Source organism: Halobellus litoreus (assembly GCF_024464595.1).
In the GTDB taxonomy this organism is placed as follows: domain Archaea; phylum Halobacteriota; class Halobacteria; order Halobacteriales; family Haloferacaceae; genus Haloquadratum; species Haloquadratum litoreum.
In genome coordinates this window covers 353,748-372,725 of record NZ_JANHAW010000003.1, presented here as the reverse complement: position 1 = coordinate 372,725, position 18,978 = coordinate 353,748, and the positions used below count along the sequence as shown (strand labels likewise).

Genomic DNA, 18,978 nt, shown 5'->3' with positions numbered 1-18,978 from the left:
CGGCGTCGGCGCGCCGATCGATTCGTCGTTGCACCGTTCTCACTCGAGGCCTCCGTCCCCGCCCGCGGCGAACTCCTTTATCACCTTCCCCTCGGCGCGGTGGAGCTTCTCGCTCGTGGTCGACTTCGCGAGGCCGACGGCGTCGGCCAGCTCGGTGAGGGTGCAGGTCCGCGGCGTGTCGTAGTAGCCGCGGTCGATCGCCGTCTCGAGGAGTTCGTACTGCTCGTCGGTGAGGAGCGACTGGGTGTCGATCGACTGGGTGATCGACAGCAGGTCGAACGGGATTCCGAACTGCTCTAAGAGTTCGCCCAGTTCCGAGAGCTTCTCCCGGGGCGCGGTCAGTTCGAGCGTCACCTCACCGTCGACGATGGTTATCGGGAGTTCCAGCGGAATCCCCGCTTCGCTCAGCGAGCGGATCAGGAGCGGTTCCGTCGTCTCGAACTGGACCAGCGCGCGGTCGGCCTGTGCCTCCAGGATCGTCACGGAGACGACGGTGTCGTAGCTATCGATGGTGGTCACGATCGGTTCGATGTCGCCGGCGGTGATTTCGACGAGGCCGACCCCGGTCTCGTCCGCGGGCATCGCCGCGAGCACCGTGAACTCCGCGTCGGGGTACCGCTTCGACAGCGCCGAGACCCACACCTGTTCGGGGATCTCCAGACAGAGCGTCGCTCGGGGCATCGTTGATAGATCCTTCTTCGAGCGCGGGAACTAAAGTACGCACGAATATGTTCGGTCGTTCCGCAGCGCCTCGGGAACTGCCGGGGCGTGTTTTCCTCGGTGGAGTCGTCCGTCCGAATGTACTATGACCGCTACGGACACAGATGCCGGGTGCGATGGCGAACGATATAGTCCGCGTGACGACCGGCAGGTCTCGCGCCGAACCGCACTCCGAACGCTCGGGGGCGTCGCCGCCGGCGGTACGACTCTCGGAACCGCCGCCTCGGGCGTCCGGGCACAGTCGTCGGGGAGCGGCGTCGACTCGTGGCTGGAGAACACCTCGAACTACGACGGCGTCGTCGACCGGACCGGCAGCGACGCGGTGACCGTCGAAGTCGGGGTCGAGGCTAACCAGGGCGCGTTCGGCTTCGGCCCCGCGGCGATTAGGGTCTCGCCGGGGACGACGGTCACCTGGGAGTGGACCGGCAAGGGCGGCTCTCACAACGTCGTCGACACCGAGGGCGACTTCGAGTCCGACCTCGTCGACTCCTCCGGACACACGTTCGAACACACGTTCGAGAGCGCGGGCACCTACACGTACTCGTGCGTCCCCCACGAGACGATGGGAATGAAGGGAGCCGTCGTGGTCGCCGCGGGCGGTGGAAGCGGCGGGAGTGGCGATGGCGGAGGCAACGCGGACGTGGCCGCCCCGTTCGGAGACTCCGGCGCGCGAAATCTCGGGGGGCTCGCCCTCGGCGGCGTCTTCGCGGCTGCGCTCGCCTCGCCGGGTCTGTTCGGTGCGTTCCTCTGGTTCAGAGAGCGCGGCGAGAGCTGATCGCCTCTATGATCCGGCGCGAGTATGACATAACTGACACTTTTGGGGCCTCAACCGAGCGAGTGGCTTCGAGCGAACCCCCCGGTAACGAACGCTAGTCCGTGCTCGTCTCGGCTCTGACCTCGTCCCACAGCTCGGACAGCTGGTCGGAGGCGGACCGAGCGGGCTGTTCGACAGTGAGTTCCAGGTCGCCGTTCGGGTAGGTCACGACCACCTCCTCGAAGTCGATCACGTAGCGGGCGGCGTCCTCACCGGCCTGTTTCCGCAACAGTCCCGCCTCGACCATCGATTCGAGTTTCGCGTAGGCGGTCGACCGCGGGAGGTCACACTCGCTCGCGATCTCCGCCGCCGTTCGGGGAGAGTCGAGCGACCGGAGGACGTCCCAACACTGCTCGCTCGTGAGCGCGCCGAAGACGGTGTCGAAGTCCGGTTCGAGCGCCTCAGACAGTGGGTTCGAAGACATTCGTTTCGTTAGTCGCCTCCCGAGAGACCGACGGTCCGATCCGACGTTCGCTGGCGAAGCGTCCTAAACGCTGTGTTTCGTCGAGTCAGTCTCATTGCCGACCGTTGGCTTCGGTGCGGGTTCCGCCCTCCCCCGAATATGTTCGATACCCTCCGGCTGTGCTGGAACCGCGTCGACCTTATACGACCGTCAGCCCCCCAGCGACGAACGTAATGAGCAGATACGTAGGCGCACCCGGTTCGACGATGTCCAGACGCGAGTTCCTGGCTGCGACGGGCGGTGCTGGCGTTCTCGGACTCGCTGGCTGTACCGCGCCGACGAACGAGCGGACGCAGGCCGCGATGCAGGAGGGGACCGACGCGGCGGCGTCGCAAGGGGGATCGTTACCGTCGACCAGTCCGCCGGAAGTCGTGAACGTCGACGAGCAAGGCGGGTCGGTGACACTGAAGTCACTTCCGGCGCGGCACTCCGCACACCCGCTGGATTCGATGGGCGGCCCCGTCGAACTCCCGCAGGTCTGGGCGTTCCAGGCCGACGACGGCGAGCCGAGCGTCCCGGGTCCGATACTTCGGACGACCGAGGGCAGCGATATGGAGGTGACGCTCGACAACACTGAGGGGATGCGTCCGCACACGCTCCACTTCCACGGCGTCCGGAAAGCCTGGAAGGACGACGGCGTCCCGACGACGACGGGCATCCGGGTCGACCCCGGCGAGAAACACACCTACACCATTCCCGCGAACGTCCCGGGCACGCACCTGTACCACTGCCACTACCAGACCCACAGGCACATCGAAATGGGAATGTACGGGGTGTTCCGGGTCGATCCGGAGGGCTACGAGCCCGCCGACCGGGAGTACTTTATGACGATGAAGGACTGGGACTCCCGGCTCCCGCGGCAGATGGCCGGCGAAGACGTGCGCTACGACCCGCGGAACCGCAATCCCGACGTCTTCACGATCAACGGCAAGAGCGCGCCGCGGACGCTCCATCCGGAGGACGGATCGCCGATCATCGTCAGCGAGGGCGATCAGGTCCGGCTTCACCTCGCTAACAACGGCTATATGAGCCACCCGATCCACATCCACAACCACCGGTTCGAGCGCGTTGAGAAAGACGGAGGGCAGATTCCGGAGAACGCGCGTCACGGGATGGACGTCACGAACGTCGCGCCCGCGGAGCGGCACACCATCGAGTTCACCGCCGACGCCGAGCCCGGTATCTACCTGCTGCACTGCCACAAGGTGAACCACGTGATGAACGGCGGGTTCTACCCCGGCGGGATGCTCGGCGGCGTCGTCTACGAGGACGCGATGGACACTGACATCTTCGCGCAGTTGATGGAGTACGCGGGCTACGAGGTGTAGCGCGGGAGTCGCGGGCGTCGACGAGACTCTGTCGACGGTCTCGAAGGTCCGTCCGCCGAGTCTACGGTCGACGTGAGTCCGTCGAGCTCACCGCCGACGGTAGGCGCCGATCCCACCACCACCGTGACCACGGCCGCTTCCGAGCCGAATATGTTCGCCCCGCGTCGACGGCTTCGGGAACTGACGCGCTTTTTGTTTGAACTGCCTCTCGAAGGTCCTCGTGTATGCAGATACGACGTAAGACCATCGCGAAAGCCATCGCCGTCGTGTTCGTCTTCAACCTCGCCGTGATGGGCACGGGGGCGTGGTTCGCGTACGAAGAGGCACCGCCGATCCCCGAGCAGGTTGTCGGCCCCGACGGCGACGTCGTCGTCACTGACGAACAGATTCGCGACGGCAAGCGGACGTTCCAGCGGAACGGTCTGATGAATCACGGCTCGATCCTGGGCAACGGCGCGTACTACGGCGCCGACTACACCGCCGACGCGTTGGAGTTGAAAGTGCAACATATGCGCGACTATTACGCGCAGGAGCGGTACGGCGACGGCTACGCCGACCTCAGCTCCGAGCGTCAGGCGGCCGTTGCCGACGTCGTCCAGCAGGACCTCGATGAGTCCTACGAGAGCGGTGCGATCCGCTATTCGGCCGCGGAGTTGTACGCCCACGAGCAGGTCCGCGAGGAGTACGTTCAGCGGTACCACGAGGGCTCACACGAGCGCGGCGTCGGCGAGGGGATGATCGATTCCGCGTCCGACGCGCGCCAGTTCGCGGACTTCGCGATGTGGACCGCGTGGTTCTCCCACACCGACCGCCCGGGGAGTTCCCACTCCTACACCAACGACTGGCCCTACCAGCCCGGCGCGGGTAACGACGCCACGCCCGCCGCGATGACCTGGAGCGTCATCGCGATGGTGCTTCTCGTCGCGGGCGCGGGAGCCGGCATCTGGCTCTATCGATCCGTCGAACTTCCCGAACCCGAGGCGGCGGGCATTTCGGTCCCCGAGCCCGGCGACGTGAGCGTCTTCCCGAGCCAGCGCGCCGCGCTCCGGTTCGTCCCGGTCGCGGCGGGGCTGTTCCTCGCGCAGGTGCTCCTGGGTGGCCTGCTCGCGCACTTCTACATCGAGCGCGCCGGGTTCTTCGGCATCGAGGAGATCTTCGGCGTTCACATTCTCCAGTTGCTCCCGTTCGCCATCGCGAAGACCTGGCACATCGACCTCGGGATCCTTTGGATCGCGGCGACGTGGCTGGGCGCGGGGCTGTTCCTCCCGCCGCTCCTAACCGGCCACGAGCCGAAGCGACAGTCGACGTACGTCAACGGCCTCCTGGCCGCCATCGTCGTGGTCGTCGTCGGCGGACTCGCCGGCATCTGGCTCGGGTCGAACGGCTACATCGGCGACCAGCTCTGGTGGCTGCTCGGCAACGAGGGACTCGAATACCTGGAGGTCGGCAAGCTCTGGCAGGGCGGCATCCTCCTCGGCTTCGGCATCTGGGCGGTGCTGGCGGTCAGGGGGCTGAAGCCGCTGCTCGACCGCGAGCCGATCTACGGGCTCGCCCATATGATCCTCTACGCCGGCGGATCGATCGCGCTGCTGTTCACGGCCGGATTCCTCTTCACGCCCTCGACGAACATCGCCGTCACGGAGTTCTGGCGCTGGTGGGTCGTCCACATGTGGGTCGAGGGCGCCTTCGAGTTCTTCATCGTCGCCATCATCGGGCTGACGCTCGTCTCGATGAACCTCCTCTCGCGCCGCAGCGCGGAGAAGGCGGTGATGCTGCAGGCGCTGCTCGTGATGGGCACCGGCGTCATCGGCGTCTCGCATCACTACTGGTGGGTCGGGATGCCCGATATGTGGGTGCCGATCGGGAGCGTCTTCTCGACGCTGGAGCTCATCCCGCTCGTGTTCATCCTCTACGAGGCGCTCGGGCAGTACAGCGCGATGACCGTCGACGAGTTCCCCTACCGGCTCCCGTTCCTGTTCATCGTCGCCAGCGGGGTCTGGAACTTCGTCGGCGCGGGCGTCCTCGGGTTCTTCATCAACCTCCCGCTCATCAACTACTACGAGCACGGGACCTACCTCACCGTCGGCCACGCCCACGCGGCGATGTTCGGCGCGTTCGGCTTCCTGGCGCTGGGGATGGTGACGTACATGCTCCAGCTCTCGATCGACCCCGAGCGCTGGGACGGCTCCTGGCTCCGCGCGGCGTTCTGGTGCTGGAACGTCGGCCTCGCGCTGATGGTGTTCGTCTCCGTCCTCCCGGTCGGGTTCCTCCAGCTCGAGACGGTGTTCACCCAGGGCTACGCCGCCGGACGGAGCCTCGCCTTCTACGAACAGCCGATCGTCCAGACGCTGTTCTGGGCGCGGCTCCCCGGTGACACGCTCATCATCGTCGGGACCGCCATCTACGCGGCGGACCTCCTGAGAAAGCGGTTCGTCCTCCGGCGCTCCGAGGACGACCCGGCCGTCGAGGATATGGCCGTGGCGGAGGGCGTGTTGAGCGACGACTGACGGCCACCACGAGCGGCCGCTCTCCGTTTGTTCTTTCTCCGCCCCGACGATATCGCCGTGAAGTCGTTTCCGACTACTCCTACTGGACATTCTCGGGCCGGGGGCCCGTCGGGTTACCGAGGGTGCGGACGAACACCTTCGCGCTGAGGTATCCCACTACGGCCGCCACCAAAAGCAGGACCGGATAGATCGTCACGACCTCTATCCAGGTGATGTCGAGCGAGCGAATCAGCACGAAGCGTCCGGTCGTGACGGTCGTCCACGCGACGTACGCAAAGTACGTCACCGACAGCGAGACGCCGCTCGCGATGAAACTCCACGTCGACTTCTCGAACTCGCTCATATCCGTATCGAGGTCTCCGATGTAGGTCAGCGTCTTCACGCTGATGAATCCCGGCACTAAACAGAGAATCGTATAGATGGCGTTGACCGCGAGGTCCGGGAACGCCATAACCTTAGCTCCTTGCGGCGCGTTTCTGCTGCCAGTTATGCGGACACTCCCGGTTCTCTTCTTCCGGCGTCGCCGTCCGAACGTGTCGATTCGTTGCGACCATATCTACCCCAACGGGATGTGCAGTGTTACCATTTATTATCCGACGTTGATACAAACCACAGCAGGTGCGGTTCGATATTTTTCTCCCCGGCGGTGCTCTGGCCAGTTGTCGTTGGATTTCGAGCCCGCAAACGGTGGCATTCGCCGGTAGCCCGCGGTTCACGCGGCTGGAGTCGCCGAACCGACCCCCTCAGGCGTGATCCCGGCCGGAGTTCAGTTCGATCGTCGTCGATTCGTATTCGAGATCGGACTCGTCGAGGGCCGACCGCAAGTTTTCCATCCCCCGCTCGAAGGAGAACCCGACGCCGTCGATGTGTAAGTTCCCGTTCTCGGTCGGTTCGAGCTCCCAGTGGCCGTGGAGTTCGATCTGTCCCGCGTCGTTCTTCCAGCCACGGACGTGGGTCTGCCACCAGACTCTGGTTTCGCCGCCGGCCTCGGCACGCTCGTAGACCACCCGTGCGAGGTTGAGCACCTCGCCGCGTTCGTAGTAGGAAAACTCCCAGTTCGGCGCGTAGCTCTGTTTTCCGAGGTGGCGCTCGATCGTCTCGATCGACTCATCGACGACGAGATACTCTCCCGTCGGTCGGGACGCGGTGAACAGCACCTTCCGCAGTTCCCGGTAGCCCTTCCGGATCGCGTCGAACGGAACGCGGACGACGTCCCAGAGGTTCACGTCGTCGCTCCGCCGGCTCGTGTCGGCATCAGTCCCACCGTCTCCGACGGCGGAACCGCTCTTTGTATCCTTCATATTTATTAATTACTAATCAGGCACTTAATCACTTCCGGCGGGCCGCAGCACCGTGGAACAGCGCTCGAACGAGTGTGACAACTGGGGAGTGCCAGTGGAGAGCGTCGTCCCCCCAGGGCGGTGCGAACACTTCTGTGCCGTTCTTCCCAGTAGCTACTTGCCGACGCTATGCGTGGTGGCATACGACAGTGTATGCCGCCTTATACTACGGTCGCAACGCTGCTCGATCCCCGACGGCTTCGAGCGATCTACCTCGCTGCCCGCCGCGACGCGGTGACGCTCGATCGCTCCCGCGAGACTGATCAGGATCTCGTCGATCTCGTCGCCGACCCCTACGAATCCCTCTCCGGAGCGCGGGATCGGCTCGAACGGCTCAAGGAGCTGTTGCGCCGCCGGAACGACCGACGGGCGGTCTTCCTGACGATCTACACTGCGATGACCCGTGCGGTGCAACAGAGCATCGGGAGGGGAAGATTCGCCGACTCCGAGTGGATGCGGACCTACACACTGACGTTCGCGAACTACTACAGGGACGCCTTTCTGGCGTTCGAAGAGCGCCGGACTCAGGCGGTACCCGAACCGTGGCGTATCGCGTTCGGGACTGCGGTAGCCGGCGACGCACTCGTCGCTCAGGACGCGTTTCTCGGAATCAACGCCCACATCAACTACGATCTCGCGCTCACCATCCGCGACGTCGGTATCGACCCGCACCGCGAGAGAAAGCGCGACGACCATCGGGCGATCAACGAGATCCTGGCGGAACTCGTCGACGCACAGCAGGAGGCGCTGGCTGACCTCTATGCGCCGGGGATTGACGAGATCGATACCGCGCTGGGCCGCTTCGACGAAACTGTCTCGCTGTTCACGCTGGCCGAGGCCCGAGAGCAGGCCTGGCGCGTCGGCGTCGTATTAGTCGACTTCCATGTTCGACCGATCGAGTCCTACGCGCGGTGGGTTCTTCGGACGACCGCCACTGGCGGTGCAGTGTTCATCCTCGGACCGACACTCGATCCGACCGTGACGCGGGCACTGGAGCGGGTGGAACGGAACCAGTTCGATCTGGGGGACGCGATCGACCTGCTCGACCGCCGGTATGGGACGGTCACTCTCGAGTGACGGTTGCGACTCACTTCGGGCACGACGCAACCGAGCCCCCAGAGGCGGAGATATCCTCAGTCCGCCCGGCCGGGCGGCATCGGACCCTCGTATCCCTCCGGAACGTACGCACACAGCGGATCGCTCGCCGTCGGATCCCCAGTGTGCGCGTAGGCCCGGGACCGACTGCCGCCGCAGACGTGCCGGAACTCACACGCTCCGCACTTCCCGCCCAGTGCGTCCGGGTCCCGGAGCGATCGGAAGAGGTCGCTGTCGCGGTAGCGTTCGGTCAGGGTCCCATCGCGGACCGATCCCGCCGACGCCGGGAGGAACCCCGAGGGATACAGCTCTCCGGTGTGGCTCACGAACGCGAAGCCGTCGCCGGCGGTGATGCCGAGGCGACGACCGATGTCGTCCGCCGCCGGGGCCTCGCTCGCGTCACGCCGCCGCTGGATCGCGACGCGCCGGTAGTGCGGTGCTTCGGTCGTCTTCACGCCGAAGTCTGACTCCTCGGTCACCTCCGAGAGCCACGCGAGTATCTCCTCGGCGCGCTCCGACGACACCGGATCCAGCAGCCGACCCCGACCGACGGGAACGAGGAAGAACACGGACCAGAGGACCGCATCCAGGTCGGAGACGCGATCCCGCAGGGCCGGTAGTTCTCCGGCGGTCGACGCGCAGACGGTCGTGTTGATCTGTAGCGGAAGCCCGACCGCTCGCGCTGCCTTCGCGGCCTCGACCGTCTGCTGGAAGCTCCCCGATTCGCCCCGGAAGTCGTCGTGGGTCTCCGCCGACGCGCCGTCGAGGCTCAGCGCCATCCGTCTGATCCCCGCGTCCGCGAGGTCCTCGACGACGGCGGGCGTGAGCGACGACGTCCCGCTCGGCGTCAGCGTCATTCGGAGCCCGATCTCCGTGCCGTACTCGACGAGTTCGAGCAGATCCGGCCGCGCCAGCGGGTCGCCGCCGGAGAGGACCACGAGTTGCCCCCCGCCGAACTCCCGCGCCTGGTCGAGCAGCCGCTTTCCCTCCGTCGTGGTCAGTTCCCTCGGATGCCGAGCGGGCTGGGCGTCCGCGCGGCAGTGGTCGCAGGCGAGGTCGCACGCCTGCGTGACCTCCCAGACGAGGACGAACGGCCGGTCGTCGGTGTCTATCGAGCGCGGGTCCGGCGCAGCGTTCGTCGATCCGGTGCGGTGTGGTGGAGTGCTCATACGTCCGGATTACGCTGCCTTCTCCCAGGATGCTACGCCGAACAGGTTCGCCCGACGACGCCCCTCGCGACAGAACATATTCGGCGTCGATTACGTGCTGTTCGCTCCCGTCTCCCCGAGTATGGATCCCGAAGCCTACCTGGCGGACGTCGACGTGTCGTCCGATCGGGCCGTCGACTTCCTGGACGCGCGCGAACTCCCGCCGCCGGAGCCACTGCAGGAGACGATGAACCGCCTCGCCGACCTCGACGAGTCGACCGTCTTCGTCCAACTCAACGATCGCGTCCCGCAGTTCCTCTTCCCGAAGCTCGACGATCAGGGGATCGTCTACGAAACCGTCGAAACCGACGACGGCGTCGTCACCGCAATGTGGCGACCGTCATCGTAGTCGTCGCTCCGAGGACTCGAATTCGGTGCAGCTCACGACGAGTTCCGCGAGCGGCGGCTCCCGGAAGCGGACTCCTCTCGGATTTTCGGTGTCGGTACCATCCGTCCACCGCGCGTCGGATTCATTTAACGCACGCCTGGGAATATGTTCGTCCGGTGTACACCGATGAAGTAACCGTCTGCCGCTTATACCCGACACGGGTGCCTTCGTCCAACTGGAGGATGAAGGCAGATGTTAGCCACTACTCGACGACGGACGCTTCAGGCGCTCGGCCTCGGCGGCGCGGCATCGCTCGCCGGTTGTGCGAGCAGCGCACCGACGGCTGACGGATCGAAGGCGACGGACGCGCCCGCCCAAACGACAACCCCGCAGCCTGTCGATACCGACCGGATCGCCAGGGACCCGACGAACGTTCCCGACCCCATCGATCGGGACTCGCCCGCGGAGGTGGACGTGACGCTCCGTTCGGAGGAGGTCGTCGCGGAGGTCGAAGAGGGCGTCACCTTCACGTATATGACCTACGACGGCCAGGTTCCCGGGCCGTTCATCCGCGTGCGGCAGGGCGACACGGTGAACCTGACGTTCGAGAACGCCGAGTCGAACTCCCTCCCGCACAACGTCGACTTCCACGCGGTCGCCGGTCCGGGCGGCGGCGCGGAGGCGACGACGACGGCCCCCGGGGAGTCGGCGGAACTTCGGTTCCAGGCCACCTACCCCGGCGCGTACATCTACCACTGCGCCGTGGCCAATCTGGATATGCACATCAGCGCGGGGATGTTCGGCATCATCCTCGTCGAGCCGCCCGAGGGGATGCCCGAGGTGGACCACGAGATATATCTCGGCCAGCACGAACTCTACACCAACAAATCGGCCGGCGACGAGGGCCACCACGAGTTCGATATGGGGTCGATGCGGAACGAGGAGCCGACGTACGTGCTGATGAACGGCGAGAAGTACGCGTGGACGCCCGCCGGCCGCGGCCCGGCGGTGACCGCCGGCACCGACGAGACCGTCAGAGTGTTCTTCGTCGACGGCGGCCCGAACCTCGCGAGTAGCTTCCACCCGATCGGGAGCGTCTGGGAGGAGCTGTACCCCGACGGATCGCTCAGCACGGCCCCCCAGACGCACATCCAGACCCGGGAGGTCCCGCCGGGGAGTACGACCATTGCGACGATGAACTCCCCGGTTCCCGGCGACTTCAAGCTCGTCGACCACTCCCTGTCGCGGGTCGCCCGCAAGGGGTGTATGGCCGTCGTCCGCGCCGAGGGCGAGGAGCGCCCCGAGATCTTCGATCCCGATCCCCAGTGACGGACGCGCTTCCCGTTCGGTGGTGAGTGAGTCCTTGCAGTTCTGCCCGGAACCGAGTCGTTCCTCGACTGCGTTTTCGATACGGTACCGTACTCCAGGCCACCGTATCTCACGGTACCGGGGCCCCTGCCGACACGTCTCGCGCACGCCCTATTACCGTCGAGACGCAACTCTCGATACGAATATGAACCGACTGAACCGCCTGTTCGGAATACAGATCGTCTCGATCGTGGCCGCGCTCTTCGGCGAAGTGCTCGCCAGCGAACCGCTCGTCACCGCTGCCGTCGCCGTGTTCGCCCTCGCGGTCGTCGCGGCCTTTGCGCAGATGACCGGCGAACTACTGATCGGGTTGACACGGATCAGAATCCCGGACACGGCGACCGACCGACGCCGGTAACGGACCGACCAACGCCGGTAGCGTATCGACCGATCGACGCTGGTTTCGACCAGCGAGACAACGCCGGTACGCCCCGCCGGAGCGGTGGACGCTATCCCGTATCGGCCCCCGTTCCCGTGGATCGGGGCGCCAGAACGATCAGCGCGGTACTCGGCTCCGTCGCGACCGGAGAGATCTCCCGCTCGCCGTCGAATCGCGCGACGTCGTTTGCCTCGAGGGCGTGCGTCTCGTCGTCGAGATCGAGTTCGATCGCGCCGTCGAGGAGGTGGAGGACGACGTCGCGGCCCGGGTGGGAGTGGGCGGCAACGCGCTCGCCCGCCGCGAGCGACAACCGAACGGTCTTCGGCTCGGTTCCAGGGAAGACGTTCGCGTGCGGTTCCCCGTCTAGGTCCGCGAGGGCCGTGATCTCTGTCATCGAGATCCCTCCGCGCCGTCGGCCGAAGCTTCGTCGGGCTTCCCGCCCGACACGGGCGGTTCGAACTCGTCGTTTCGGAGGCCGCGCCGCACCGGATCGTGTTCGGCGTCGGTCGGCGGCGGAGCGGTCACCAGGAGGGCTTCCAGACGCTCTCCGCAGTCGGCCAGAATCCCGCGTTCCGTCCCGGCCTCGACGGCGACGGCGTCTCCCGGTCCGACTCGGTGGTCGCTCTCGTCCGCTCGAACCAGGCCGCGCCCCGATCGGACGTCGACGACGACGTCGCTGTCGGGCGCGTGCACCGGAATGAACTGTCCGGGTTCGAAGCAGGCGTAGACGACTTTCGTGCGCGCGGTTCGGAACACGCCGTTCGCCGAAAACGCGTCTCCGTCGTAGGCCCGCGCCTCGTCGATGTCGAGTCGTGGCATCGTACGGACGGTCGCCCTCCGCACTGTTGCCCGTTGGCACGAATATGTTCGCGGAGTTCGCGGGCGTCGTCGACTCGGTTTCCGTCGCGTGGGGGACCACTCACTCCACGACGTACGACTGGTGTTCTCCCCGCGTCTCGGTGTCTACGAACTGGTGCCGATCGCCCCCATCGTAGCCGCCGGCCGAGGACCGGTCTTCGCTCTCGCGGTCGTACACCTCGTTCGCCCCGAGGCACCCGTGGGACTCGAACAGATCGACCAACTCCGCCGGGACGGTGCGCTCGTCGGGTGCCAGGTCGACGACCACGAGCAGGTCAGTGAAACTCTTCGCGACGAACGCGTCGGTCACGGCGTCGTGGTCGCACGCTCGCTCGGCGAGTTCCCGTGGCGTCGCCTCCCGTCCGTGCGGCGAGTCGGCGTCGGCCATCGTCTGATCGTGGCCGTCCGCCCGCCTCCCCCTTTAGGCGAACATATTCGCGTGTACGAACAGGGTGATCCGACCGCAACACGCACGTATGAGCGCCATCCCGGCCGACATCGAGACGGACGCGCAACCGCCGATGGCGATCCCGTTGCGTCATTTCCTGGTGGGGCTGGCGTTCCTCCTCGCCGGAACGCTCCTCGGCACGCTCTCCCCGCTGGGCGTACTCCCGGGAGCGACGGGGCTCGCACACGTCCACCTGCTCCTGGTTGGGTGGGTCTGTATCACGATTATGGGCGCGATGACGCAGTTCGTTCCGGTGTGGTCCGGGACGGCGCTGCACTCGCGTCGGCTGTCTACCATCCAGCTGTGGACCGTGACTGGCGGCCTCGCGGGGTTCGTACTCTGCCTCCTCGGCGGCTTCTACGGGGTGCTGCCGGCGTTCGGCGTCCTGATTCTGGCCGGGTTCTGGGTCTTCGTCTACAACGTGGGCCGGACCCTCCTCGGCGTTCGCCCCTGGGACGTGACCGAGCGCCACTTCGCGGTCGCGCTCGGCTTCTTCCTCCTCGTGACGTTCTTCGGTCTCCTGCTGGCGGTCGGCTACGCCCGTCCCCTGTTCGTCGAGAGTCCCCTCACTCGGAGCGCGCTCCGGAGTTCGCACGCGACGCTGGCGGTCTTCGGCGCCGTGTTGACCACGGTATTCGGCGCGCTGTACCAACTCGGAACGATGTTCACGCAGACGGAACTCCACGGCGTCGACATACACCTCCGACGGATCGAGGAACTCGGGTACCCGTTCGGCGTCGTGGCGCTGGCCGGCGGACGGCTCTTCGCCGACCCGACCGTCGCCCGAATCGGTGGGCTCCTCGTACTCGCCGGAGTCGGTGCGATGGGACTCATCCTGGGACGCCGACTCGTCGAGACCGCGGTGGCCTGGAACCCGATGCTCCGCCGATACGCCGTCGCCGCCGGCGCGATGGTGGGCTGGGCGCTCGTGACGCTTCCCGTCTGGCTCTCGTCGCCCCTCGACCCGACCGCGACGTTCGGGTCGCCGGCGGGGACGCATCTCCTGCTGTTGGGAGCCGTCGGGTTCGTCGTGGCCGGGACCCTCTATCACGTCGTTCCGTTCATCGTGTGGGTCCACCGCTACAGCGACCGTCTCGGCCTCGAAGCGGTCCCGATGATCGACGACCTCTACGACGACCGCCTGGCGCGGATCGACTTCGCGGCGATGGGTATCGGGGCCGCGCTCCTCGTCGGTAGCGAGTCGGCGCAGGTGCTTCGAATCGGGGCCCCGACTGTCGGCTCGGACTCGACGTTGCTGGTCCTCGGCGGGGCCGCCTCCGTCGCTGGCGTCGCGGTCCTCGCGGTTAACCTCGCGATGACGGTTCGACGACACGGCGATCGATCGCTGTTTTCGATCGGCACCGCTGGAGACGGAAGCGCCCGCGATCCCGTGGCAGGCGATTCGCGGACCGGTGATTCGCCGGCCGGGTCTCCGCCGGAGGAATTCGACTGACCCGAACCGGCTTTCTTCAGCGATCCGAGCGCCACGACCGCTCGGAGTGTGTCGGCTGACCCTGGTCGACCCCCCGAGCGACCGTTGTCGTCTGCTCGACCCGGTGTGTTCCGCACCAGCATACTGATGCGGCTGCCGACGGAGTCTCCACGTATGCTGTCGTCGGTCGGGACCGACGTCAACCACGAGAACGTCTTCGTTCGGTTCGTCTCGCTGTGAGTGGTCGTTGCGACGGTGTTCACGGTCGCGTGGGTGCTGAGCTACAACTTCTTGCCCCGAGGGCTGTTGCGGGGCGGAAACCCAGCGGCCACCGCGGAGTACGCGGGGAGCGTTCCGCTGGAGTTTCTGACCCTCTTCGGGTGGAACGTCGCCGTCTCCGCGATCGCCGTCGACGCGAACACCTTCCGGTCGGTGAACTCCCCGCTGGGATACGTGGTCGAGGTCGTCCAGGCGCCTCGGTACGGCGCTGTCTGGGGAACCGGGTCGCTCGCCATCGGGAGCGGGGACCGTATCGTGCCGTCGCTCTCCGTCCTCGTCGAACGCAGCGGCCCGATGGAGATCACGGCGATGGTCGCGATCGTGGTCGCGACCCGCGGGATTATGCTTTGGCACCAGGCGTCCGGGCCGCGGTGGAAGGAACCGTTCGAGCGCGTCCGATCGCCGCGGGACTGGTCGTTGACGCGACGCGAGTGGGCGCTTCTGGGCGGCGGATATCTGCTCTTGGCTGCGGCGTGCTATCGCGAGGCCGTCGCGATAGCGGGGGTTGCCGGGTAACGCTCAGGTCTTTTTCGGACGGCGGGCGATCACGCTCGCGGCCGACTTCGAAAGGGCCAGGGCGACCTCGCTGTCGTCGGCTTCGAACCGACGACCAGCGCCCGCTCGATACCCCCGAGTACCGGGAATCCGGTGATACCATTCGCGTGCCACTGATGGGCCCGCTCCCGCTGTAGGCCGGACTAGAGGGTCCGACTCTGTCAACGTTTTAGTCCCCGCCCTCACAGGTGTCCGTATGGACCTGCAACTCGCCGGCGACGCCGCGCTCGTGACCGCCTCGAGCAGCGGTCTCGGAAAGGCCTCCGCGCGGGCGCTCGCCGCCGAGGGTGCGAACGTGGTGCTGAACGGCCGCGACGAGGGGCGCCTTGCGGCGGCGGTCGACGACGTCCGCTCGGACGCCGCGGCCGACGCGACCGTGATCGGACACGCTGCGGACCTGACCGATCCCGACGCGCCGGACGCGCTCGTCGAGCGCTGTGTCGAGGCTTTCGGCGGTCTCGACCATCTCGTCACGTCCGCGGGCGGCCCGCCCGCGAAGCCGTTCGTCGAGACGACCGACGAGGAGTGGGACGCCGCGTTCGACCTCCTCGTGATGAGCGTCGTGCGGACCGTCAGGGCCGCCGAACCGCACCTCCGGATGGGGGTCGGCGGAACGATCGTGACGATCGCCTCGATAAGCGTCAAAGAGGCGGTCGAGGACCTCGTGCTCTCGAACTCGGTGCGGGCGGGCGTCGTGGGCCTAGAGAAGACGCTCTCGACGGAGCTCGCTCCCGATGTCAGAGCGAACGCCGTGCTCCCGGGCACACACGAGACTCCGCGCGTCGAGGAATTGGTCGAGGAAGGTGTCCGAACCGGTGACTACGACTCCTACGAGGCGGGCCTCGACGACTGGGCCGGAGAGATTCCCGTCGGTCGCCTCGGCGATCCGATGGAGTTGGGACGGACGGTGGCGTTCCTCTCGTCTCCGGTCTCGTCCTTCATCTCCGGGGTCGCACTCCCGATCGACGGGGGAGCCAGCGCGTCGAACCTATGACCGGCCGACGGGTACCCCTGCGATGAGCCGTCGACGGGGGTCGTCGCGGTGACGCTCCGCGTCGACTGGCGGGTCAGCGTCGGTCTCGTCGGGACGATCCTCAAGTGGCTGTGGGTGCCGCTGACGCTCCCGTTTTCGCTGGCGCTCTACGACGGCACGCCGATCGTCCCGTTTCTGGTTCCGATGGTGGGAACGCTGCTCGTGGGCGCCGGCCTCGAACGCCTCCCGGAGACTCGCGACCTGCAGGCCAGAGAGGCGTTCCTGATGGTCGCGCTCACGTGGTTGAGCATCGCGCTCGTGGGGACCGTTCCCTTCCTCTTGGCCGGGAAGGGCACGCTCGCGACCCCGGTCAACGCGCTCTTCGAGAGTATGAGCGGGATCACGACCACCGGAGCGACCGTCGTCGTCGACTTCGAGCGGCACTCCCGAGCGATCCACCTGTGGCGCTCGACGCTCCAGTGGCTCGGTGGCCTCGGGATCCTGGTGCTGGCGACGGCGCTGCTCTCACAGCTGTCCGTCGGTGGCGCGCAACTGATGGAGACCGAAACGCAGACGCAGGATGTCAACAAACTCACGCCCCGGATCTCGGAGACGGCCGCGCTCCTGTGGAAGCTCTACGTGGGGTTGACGGCCCTGATGATCGCCGTCCTCACGCTGCTCCAGGTCGTGGGGCTCGCTCCCGAGATGACCCTCTTCGACGCCGTCGCCCACGCGTTCACCGCGGTTTCGACGAGCGGATTCTCGCCGCGCGGAGACAGCATCGCGGCGTTCTCTCCCGCGGTCCAGTGGGCCGTCGTGCCGTTTATGGCCCTCGGCGCGACGAGTTTCGTGCTCCTGTATTTCGTCCTCCAGGGGGATTTCGCCCGCCTCCGAAAGAGCGACGAGTTCCGGTTTTATTTCGGGATCCTCGGCGTGTTCACGGCGGCCGTCGCCGCGGTCCTCTTCACGGACCCAGTACCGGACCTGACAGCCGAGGAGACGGTCCGTCACGCGCTGTTTCAGGTGGTCTCGATCGTCACGACGACGGGCTATGCGAGCATCGACTTCGACCTCTGGTCGCCGGCGGCGAAACACCTGCTCTTCGTCGGGATGTTCATCGGCGGGATGGCCGGCAGTACGACCTGTTCGATCAAGGCGCTCCGCTGGCTGGTCGTGATCAAGGCGTTCCGCCGGGACCTGTTCGTGGCGACGACGCCCAGCGCGATCCGTCCGGTCCGGCTCAGCGGCAACGTCGTCGACGAGCAGACGGTCCGAGATATCTACGCGTACACCCTCGTCAGCCTCGTGTTCTTCATCCTCGGGACCGTCTTCGTCGTGATCGACGCCTCCCGCGTCCAGGTCGCCGTCACCGAATTCGAGGCGATGAGCGCCGTCGCGGCGACGTTCTTCAACGTCGGCCCCGCCTTCGGGATCGCCGGCCCGCTCGCGAGTTACGAGTCGTTCCCGGCGACGACGAAGGTCACGATGACGCTTTTGATGTGGATCGGCCGGATCGAGATCATTCCCGTCCTCGTGCTGTTGACCCCGTCGTTCTGGCGATCGTAGAGCCGTCGGGTCGGCGGCTTCGGCGGCCGGTCGGGAGCGAGAAATCGGGAGACGGGAATCGGAAATCACGTTACCGTTCGTCTCCGACCGGGAGTCGTGACCGACTCGACGACGGAGGCGACGGGCTACGCGCGACGGATGCTCGTGACCGTCTCGCTGGGCTGGGCGCTCCTGCAGACCGGTCGGTTCCTGCTCTCGCCGCTCTTGCCGACGATCATCACCGATCTCGGAATCACCGAGGCGACCGCGGGCATCGCCCTCTCGATCTTCGGCGGCGCCTACGCGCTCGTCCAGTATCCGGGCGGCGAGTACTCGGACCGCTGGAACCGGACGACGCTGATCGTCCCCGGTCTGGTCGTTCTCGCGGTCGGCTTCACGCTGTTCGGGCTGTCGACCGGACTGGCGACGTTCCTCGTCGCGGCGACCGTCGTCGGCGTCGGGAAGGGGCTGTTCGCGATTCCCTCGCGAGCGTTGCTCTCGGACCTGTTCACGGCGAAACGCGGCCGAGCACTCGGGATCTACGCCGCCGGGACGGACCTCGGCGGCCTCCTCTCCTCGGGCATCGCTGTGCTGGCGCTGACGTACGCGACCTGGCGGACGCCCTTCTTCCCCGTCGCCCTCGCGCTCGCCGTCATCACCCTCGTCTACGCCTCCCAGACTCGCGAGGGGTACCGGGTCGGCAGTACCTCGCTCGAACTCCGGAGCACCGTCGGGCGGCTGGTTCAGAGTTCCCGGCAGCGCGAGACGCTCCTCGCGTTCTCCCTGTTTTACTTCATGGTCGGCGGGTTCATCAACTTCGCGCCGGCGTATCTGGCCCAGACGAAGGGGTTCTCCGAGAGCCTCGCCGGGCTGACGTTCGCCATCGTGTTCGCCGTGGGGTTCGCCGTCAAACCCGTCGCGGGCACGCTCGGCGATCGGTTCTCCAGGCGTGCCATCGCCGTCACCGGACTCCTCGTCGCAGCGACCGCGCTGGTCGCACTGGTCTTCGCCGGCTCGAACGTCGCCATCTGGCTGGCAGTCGGACTCCTCGCGCTCGGCTACAAGACCGGGTTTCCCCTCTCTGACGCGATCATTCTCGACGGGGCGCCGTCGGGCGGGATGGGCGCAGACCTCGGGGCCGCGAGAGCGCTCTTTCTCAGCGCGAACGCGGTCGGTCCCGCCTACGTCGGCATCGTCGCGACGTACGTGAGTTACGACGCCGCCTTCGGCGGATTCGTCGTCTGTCTGCTGGTCGCGGCCGCGCTCTTGTTCCGCACCGGGTGACCGTTCCCGAACCGATCGAGTGCCTCTTGCGGCAGAGCTCTCCGACAGTTGGAT

At 66.6% G+C, this 18,978-nt stretch carries 19 protein-coding genes and 1 pseudogene; 12 read left to right on the top strand and 8 right to left on the bottom strand.

Features of this window, described 5'->3' with window-relative positions; all coding sequences use genetic code 11:
• Window positions 1-39: 39 nt before the first annotated feature.
• A complete protein-coding gene (locus tag NO360_RS16025) occupies window positions 40-681 on the bottom strand; it encodes a helix-turn-helix domain-containing protein (protein ID WP_256308858.1) in 642 nt (213 codons plus the stop codon).
• A gap of 229 nt (window positions 682-910) precedes the next feature.
• Here NO360_RS16025 and NO360_RS16020 point away from each other — a divergent pair.
• Window positions 911-1,495: pseudogene (locus NO360_RS16020) on the top strand (halocyanin domain-containing protein); the annotation flags it as partial.
• Window positions 1,496-1,589: 94 nt separating this feature from the next.
• On the opposite strand, the gene NO360_RS16015 reads toward NO360_RS16020, so the two are convergent.
• Window positions 1,590-1,958: a winged helix-turn-helix domain-containing protein gene (locus tag NO360_RS16015; RefSeq protein WP_256308857.1), complete on the bottom strand. Its 369-nt coding sequence runs from the start codon at window positions 1,956-1,958 to the stop codon at window positions 1,590-1,592.
• A 212-nt stretch (window positions 1,959-2,170) separates the two neighbouring features.
• Between NO360_RS16015 and NO360_RS16010 the strand changes: the two genes are divergently transcribed.
• Complete coding sequence (locus tag NO360_RS16010; RefSeq protein ID WP_256308856.1) at window positions 2,171-3,325, top strand: multicopper oxidase domain-containing protein; 1,155 nt, start codon at window positions 2,171-2,173, stop codon at window positions 3,323-3,325.
• Between the two features lie 224 nt (window positions 3,326-3,549).
• Window positions 3,550-5,832, top strand: a complete 2,283-nt coding sequence (locus tag NO360_RS16005) for a nitric-oxide reductase large subunit (RefSeq protein ID WP_256308854.1) — start codon at window positions 3,550-3,552, stop codon at window positions 5,830-5,832.
• A gap of 79 nt (window positions 5,833-5,911) precedes the next feature.
• On the opposite strand, the gene NO360_RS16000 is transcribed toward NO360_RS16005, so the two are convergent.
• Together NO360_RS16000 and NO360_RS15995 are read right to left on the bottom strand one after the other, a co-directional pair.
• Complete coding sequence (locus NO360_RS16000; protein ID WP_256308853.1) at window positions 5,912-6,283, bottom strand: hypothetical protein; 372 nt, start codon at window positions 6,281-6,283, stop codon at window positions 5,912-5,914.
• 292 nt (window positions 6,284-6,575) lie between these two features.
• A complete protein-coding gene (locus NO360_RS15995) occupies window positions 6,576-7,133 on the bottom strand; it encodes a hypothetical protein (protein WP_256308852.1) in 558 nt (185 codons plus the stop codon).
• Window positions 7,134-7,325: 192 nt separating this feature from the next.
• Between NO360_RS15995 and NO360_RS15990 the strand changes: the two genes are divergently transcribed.
• Window positions 7,326-8,249, top strand: coding sequence for a DUF5995 family protein (locus tag NO360_RS15990; RefSeq protein ID WP_256308851.1), 924 nt, complete (start codon window positions 7,326-7,328; stop codon window positions 8,247-8,249).
• Between the two features lie 56 nt (window positions 8,250-8,305).
• Here NO360_RS15990 and NO360_RS15985 read toward each other — a convergent pair whose 3' ends face one another.
• Entirely contained in the window at window positions 8,306-9,436 is a 1,131-nt protein-coding gene (locus NO360_RS15985) for a TIGR04053 family radical SAM/SPASM domain-containing protein (RefSeq protein ID WP_256308850.1), read from the bottom strand.
• 121 nt (window positions 9,437-9,557) lie between these two features.
• Here NO360_RS15985 and NO360_RS15980 point away from each other — a divergent pair, with 121 nt between their 5' ends.
• The 3 genes from NO360_RS15980 (at window position 9,558) to NO360_RS15970 (ending at window position 11,529) form a co-directional block, all read left to right on the top strand.
• A complete protein-coding gene (locus NO360_RS15980) occupies window positions 9,558-9,824 on the top strand; it encodes a DUF2249 domain-containing protein (protein ID WP_390282200.1) in 267 nt (88 codons plus the stop codon).
• Between the two features lie 231 nt (window positions 9,825-10,055).
• Window positions 10,056-11,132 (top strand): copper-containing nitrite reductase, encoded by a 1,077-nt coding sequence (nirK, locus tag NO360_RS15975; RefSeq protein WP_256308849.1) that lies wholly within the window; start codon window positions 10,056-10,058, stop codon window positions 11,130-11,132.
• Between the two features lie 184 nt (window positions 11,133-11,316).
• Complete coding sequence (locus NO360_RS15970) at window positions 11,317-11,529, top strand: hypothetical protein (RefSeq protein WP_256308848.1); 213 nt, start codon at window positions 11,317-11,319, stop codon at window positions 11,527-11,529.
• A 91-nt stretch (window positions 11,530-11,620) separates the two neighbouring features.
• Here the strand turns inward: NO360_RS15970 and NO360_RS15965 are convergent, their stop codons facing one another.
• From NO360_RS15965 to NO360_RS15955, 3 genes are all read right to left on the bottom strand, one after another.
• On the bottom strand, window positions 11,621-11,944 hold the full coding sequence (locus NO360_RS15965; protein ID WP_256308847.1) for a cupin domain-containing protein: 324 nt from the start codon (window positions 11,942-11,944) through the stop codon (window positions 11,621-11,623).
• Window positions 11,941-12,369: a cupin domain-containing protein gene (locus NO360_RS15960; RefSeq protein ID WP_256308846.1), complete on the bottom strand. Its 429-nt coding sequence runs from the start codon at window positions 12,367-12,369 to the stop codon at window positions 11,941-11,943. Before NO360_RS15960 ends, NO360_RS15965 begins: the two co-directional genes overlap by 4 nt.
• A gap of 100 nt (window positions 12,370-12,469) precedes the next feature.
• The gene (locus tag NO360_RS15955; RefSeq protein WP_256308845.1) at window positions 12,470-12,796 is read right to left on the bottom strand and encodes a hypothetical protein; all 327 of its coding nucleotides are present in this window, start codon (window positions 12,794-12,796) and stop codon (window positions 12,470-12,472) included.
• Between the two features lie 88 nt (window positions 12,797-12,884).
• Between NO360_RS15955 and NO360_RS15950 the strand changes: the two genes are divergently transcribed.
• The 5 genes from NO360_RS15950 (at window position 12,885) to NO360_RS15930 (ending at window position 18,924) form a co-directional block, all read left to right on the top strand.
• Entirely contained in the window at window positions 12,885-14,309 is a 1,425-nt protein-coding gene (locus tag NO360_RS15950) for a hypothetical protein (RefSeq protein ID WP_256308844.1), read from the top strand.
• A gap of 219 nt (window positions 14,310-14,528) precedes the next feature.
• On the top strand, window positions 14,529-15,083 hold the full coding sequence (locus NO360_RS15945) for a hypothetical protein (protein WP_256308843.1): 555 nt from the start codon (window positions 14,529-14,531) through the stop codon (window positions 15,081-15,083).
• A 235-nt stretch (window positions 15,084-15,318) separates the two neighbouring features.
• A complete protein-coding gene (locus NO360_RS15940; protein WP_256308842.1) occupies window positions 15,319-16,116 on the top strand; it encodes an SDR family oxidoreductase in 798 nt (265 codons plus the stop codon).
• Window positions 16,117-16,164: 48 nt separating this feature from the next.
• Window positions 16,165-17,661, top strand: a complete 1,497-nt coding sequence (locus NO360_RS15935; RefSeq protein ID WP_256308841.1) for a TrkH family potassium uptake protein — start codon at window positions 16,165-16,167, stop codon at window positions 17,659-17,661.
• Window positions 17,662-17,799: 138 nt separating this feature from the next.
• Window positions 17,800-18,924, top strand: coding sequence for an MFS transporter (locus NO360_RS15930; protein ID WP_256309016.1), 1,125 nt, complete (start codon window positions 17,800-17,802; stop codon window positions 18,922-18,924).
• Window positions 18,925-18,978: the final 54 nt, after the last annotated feature.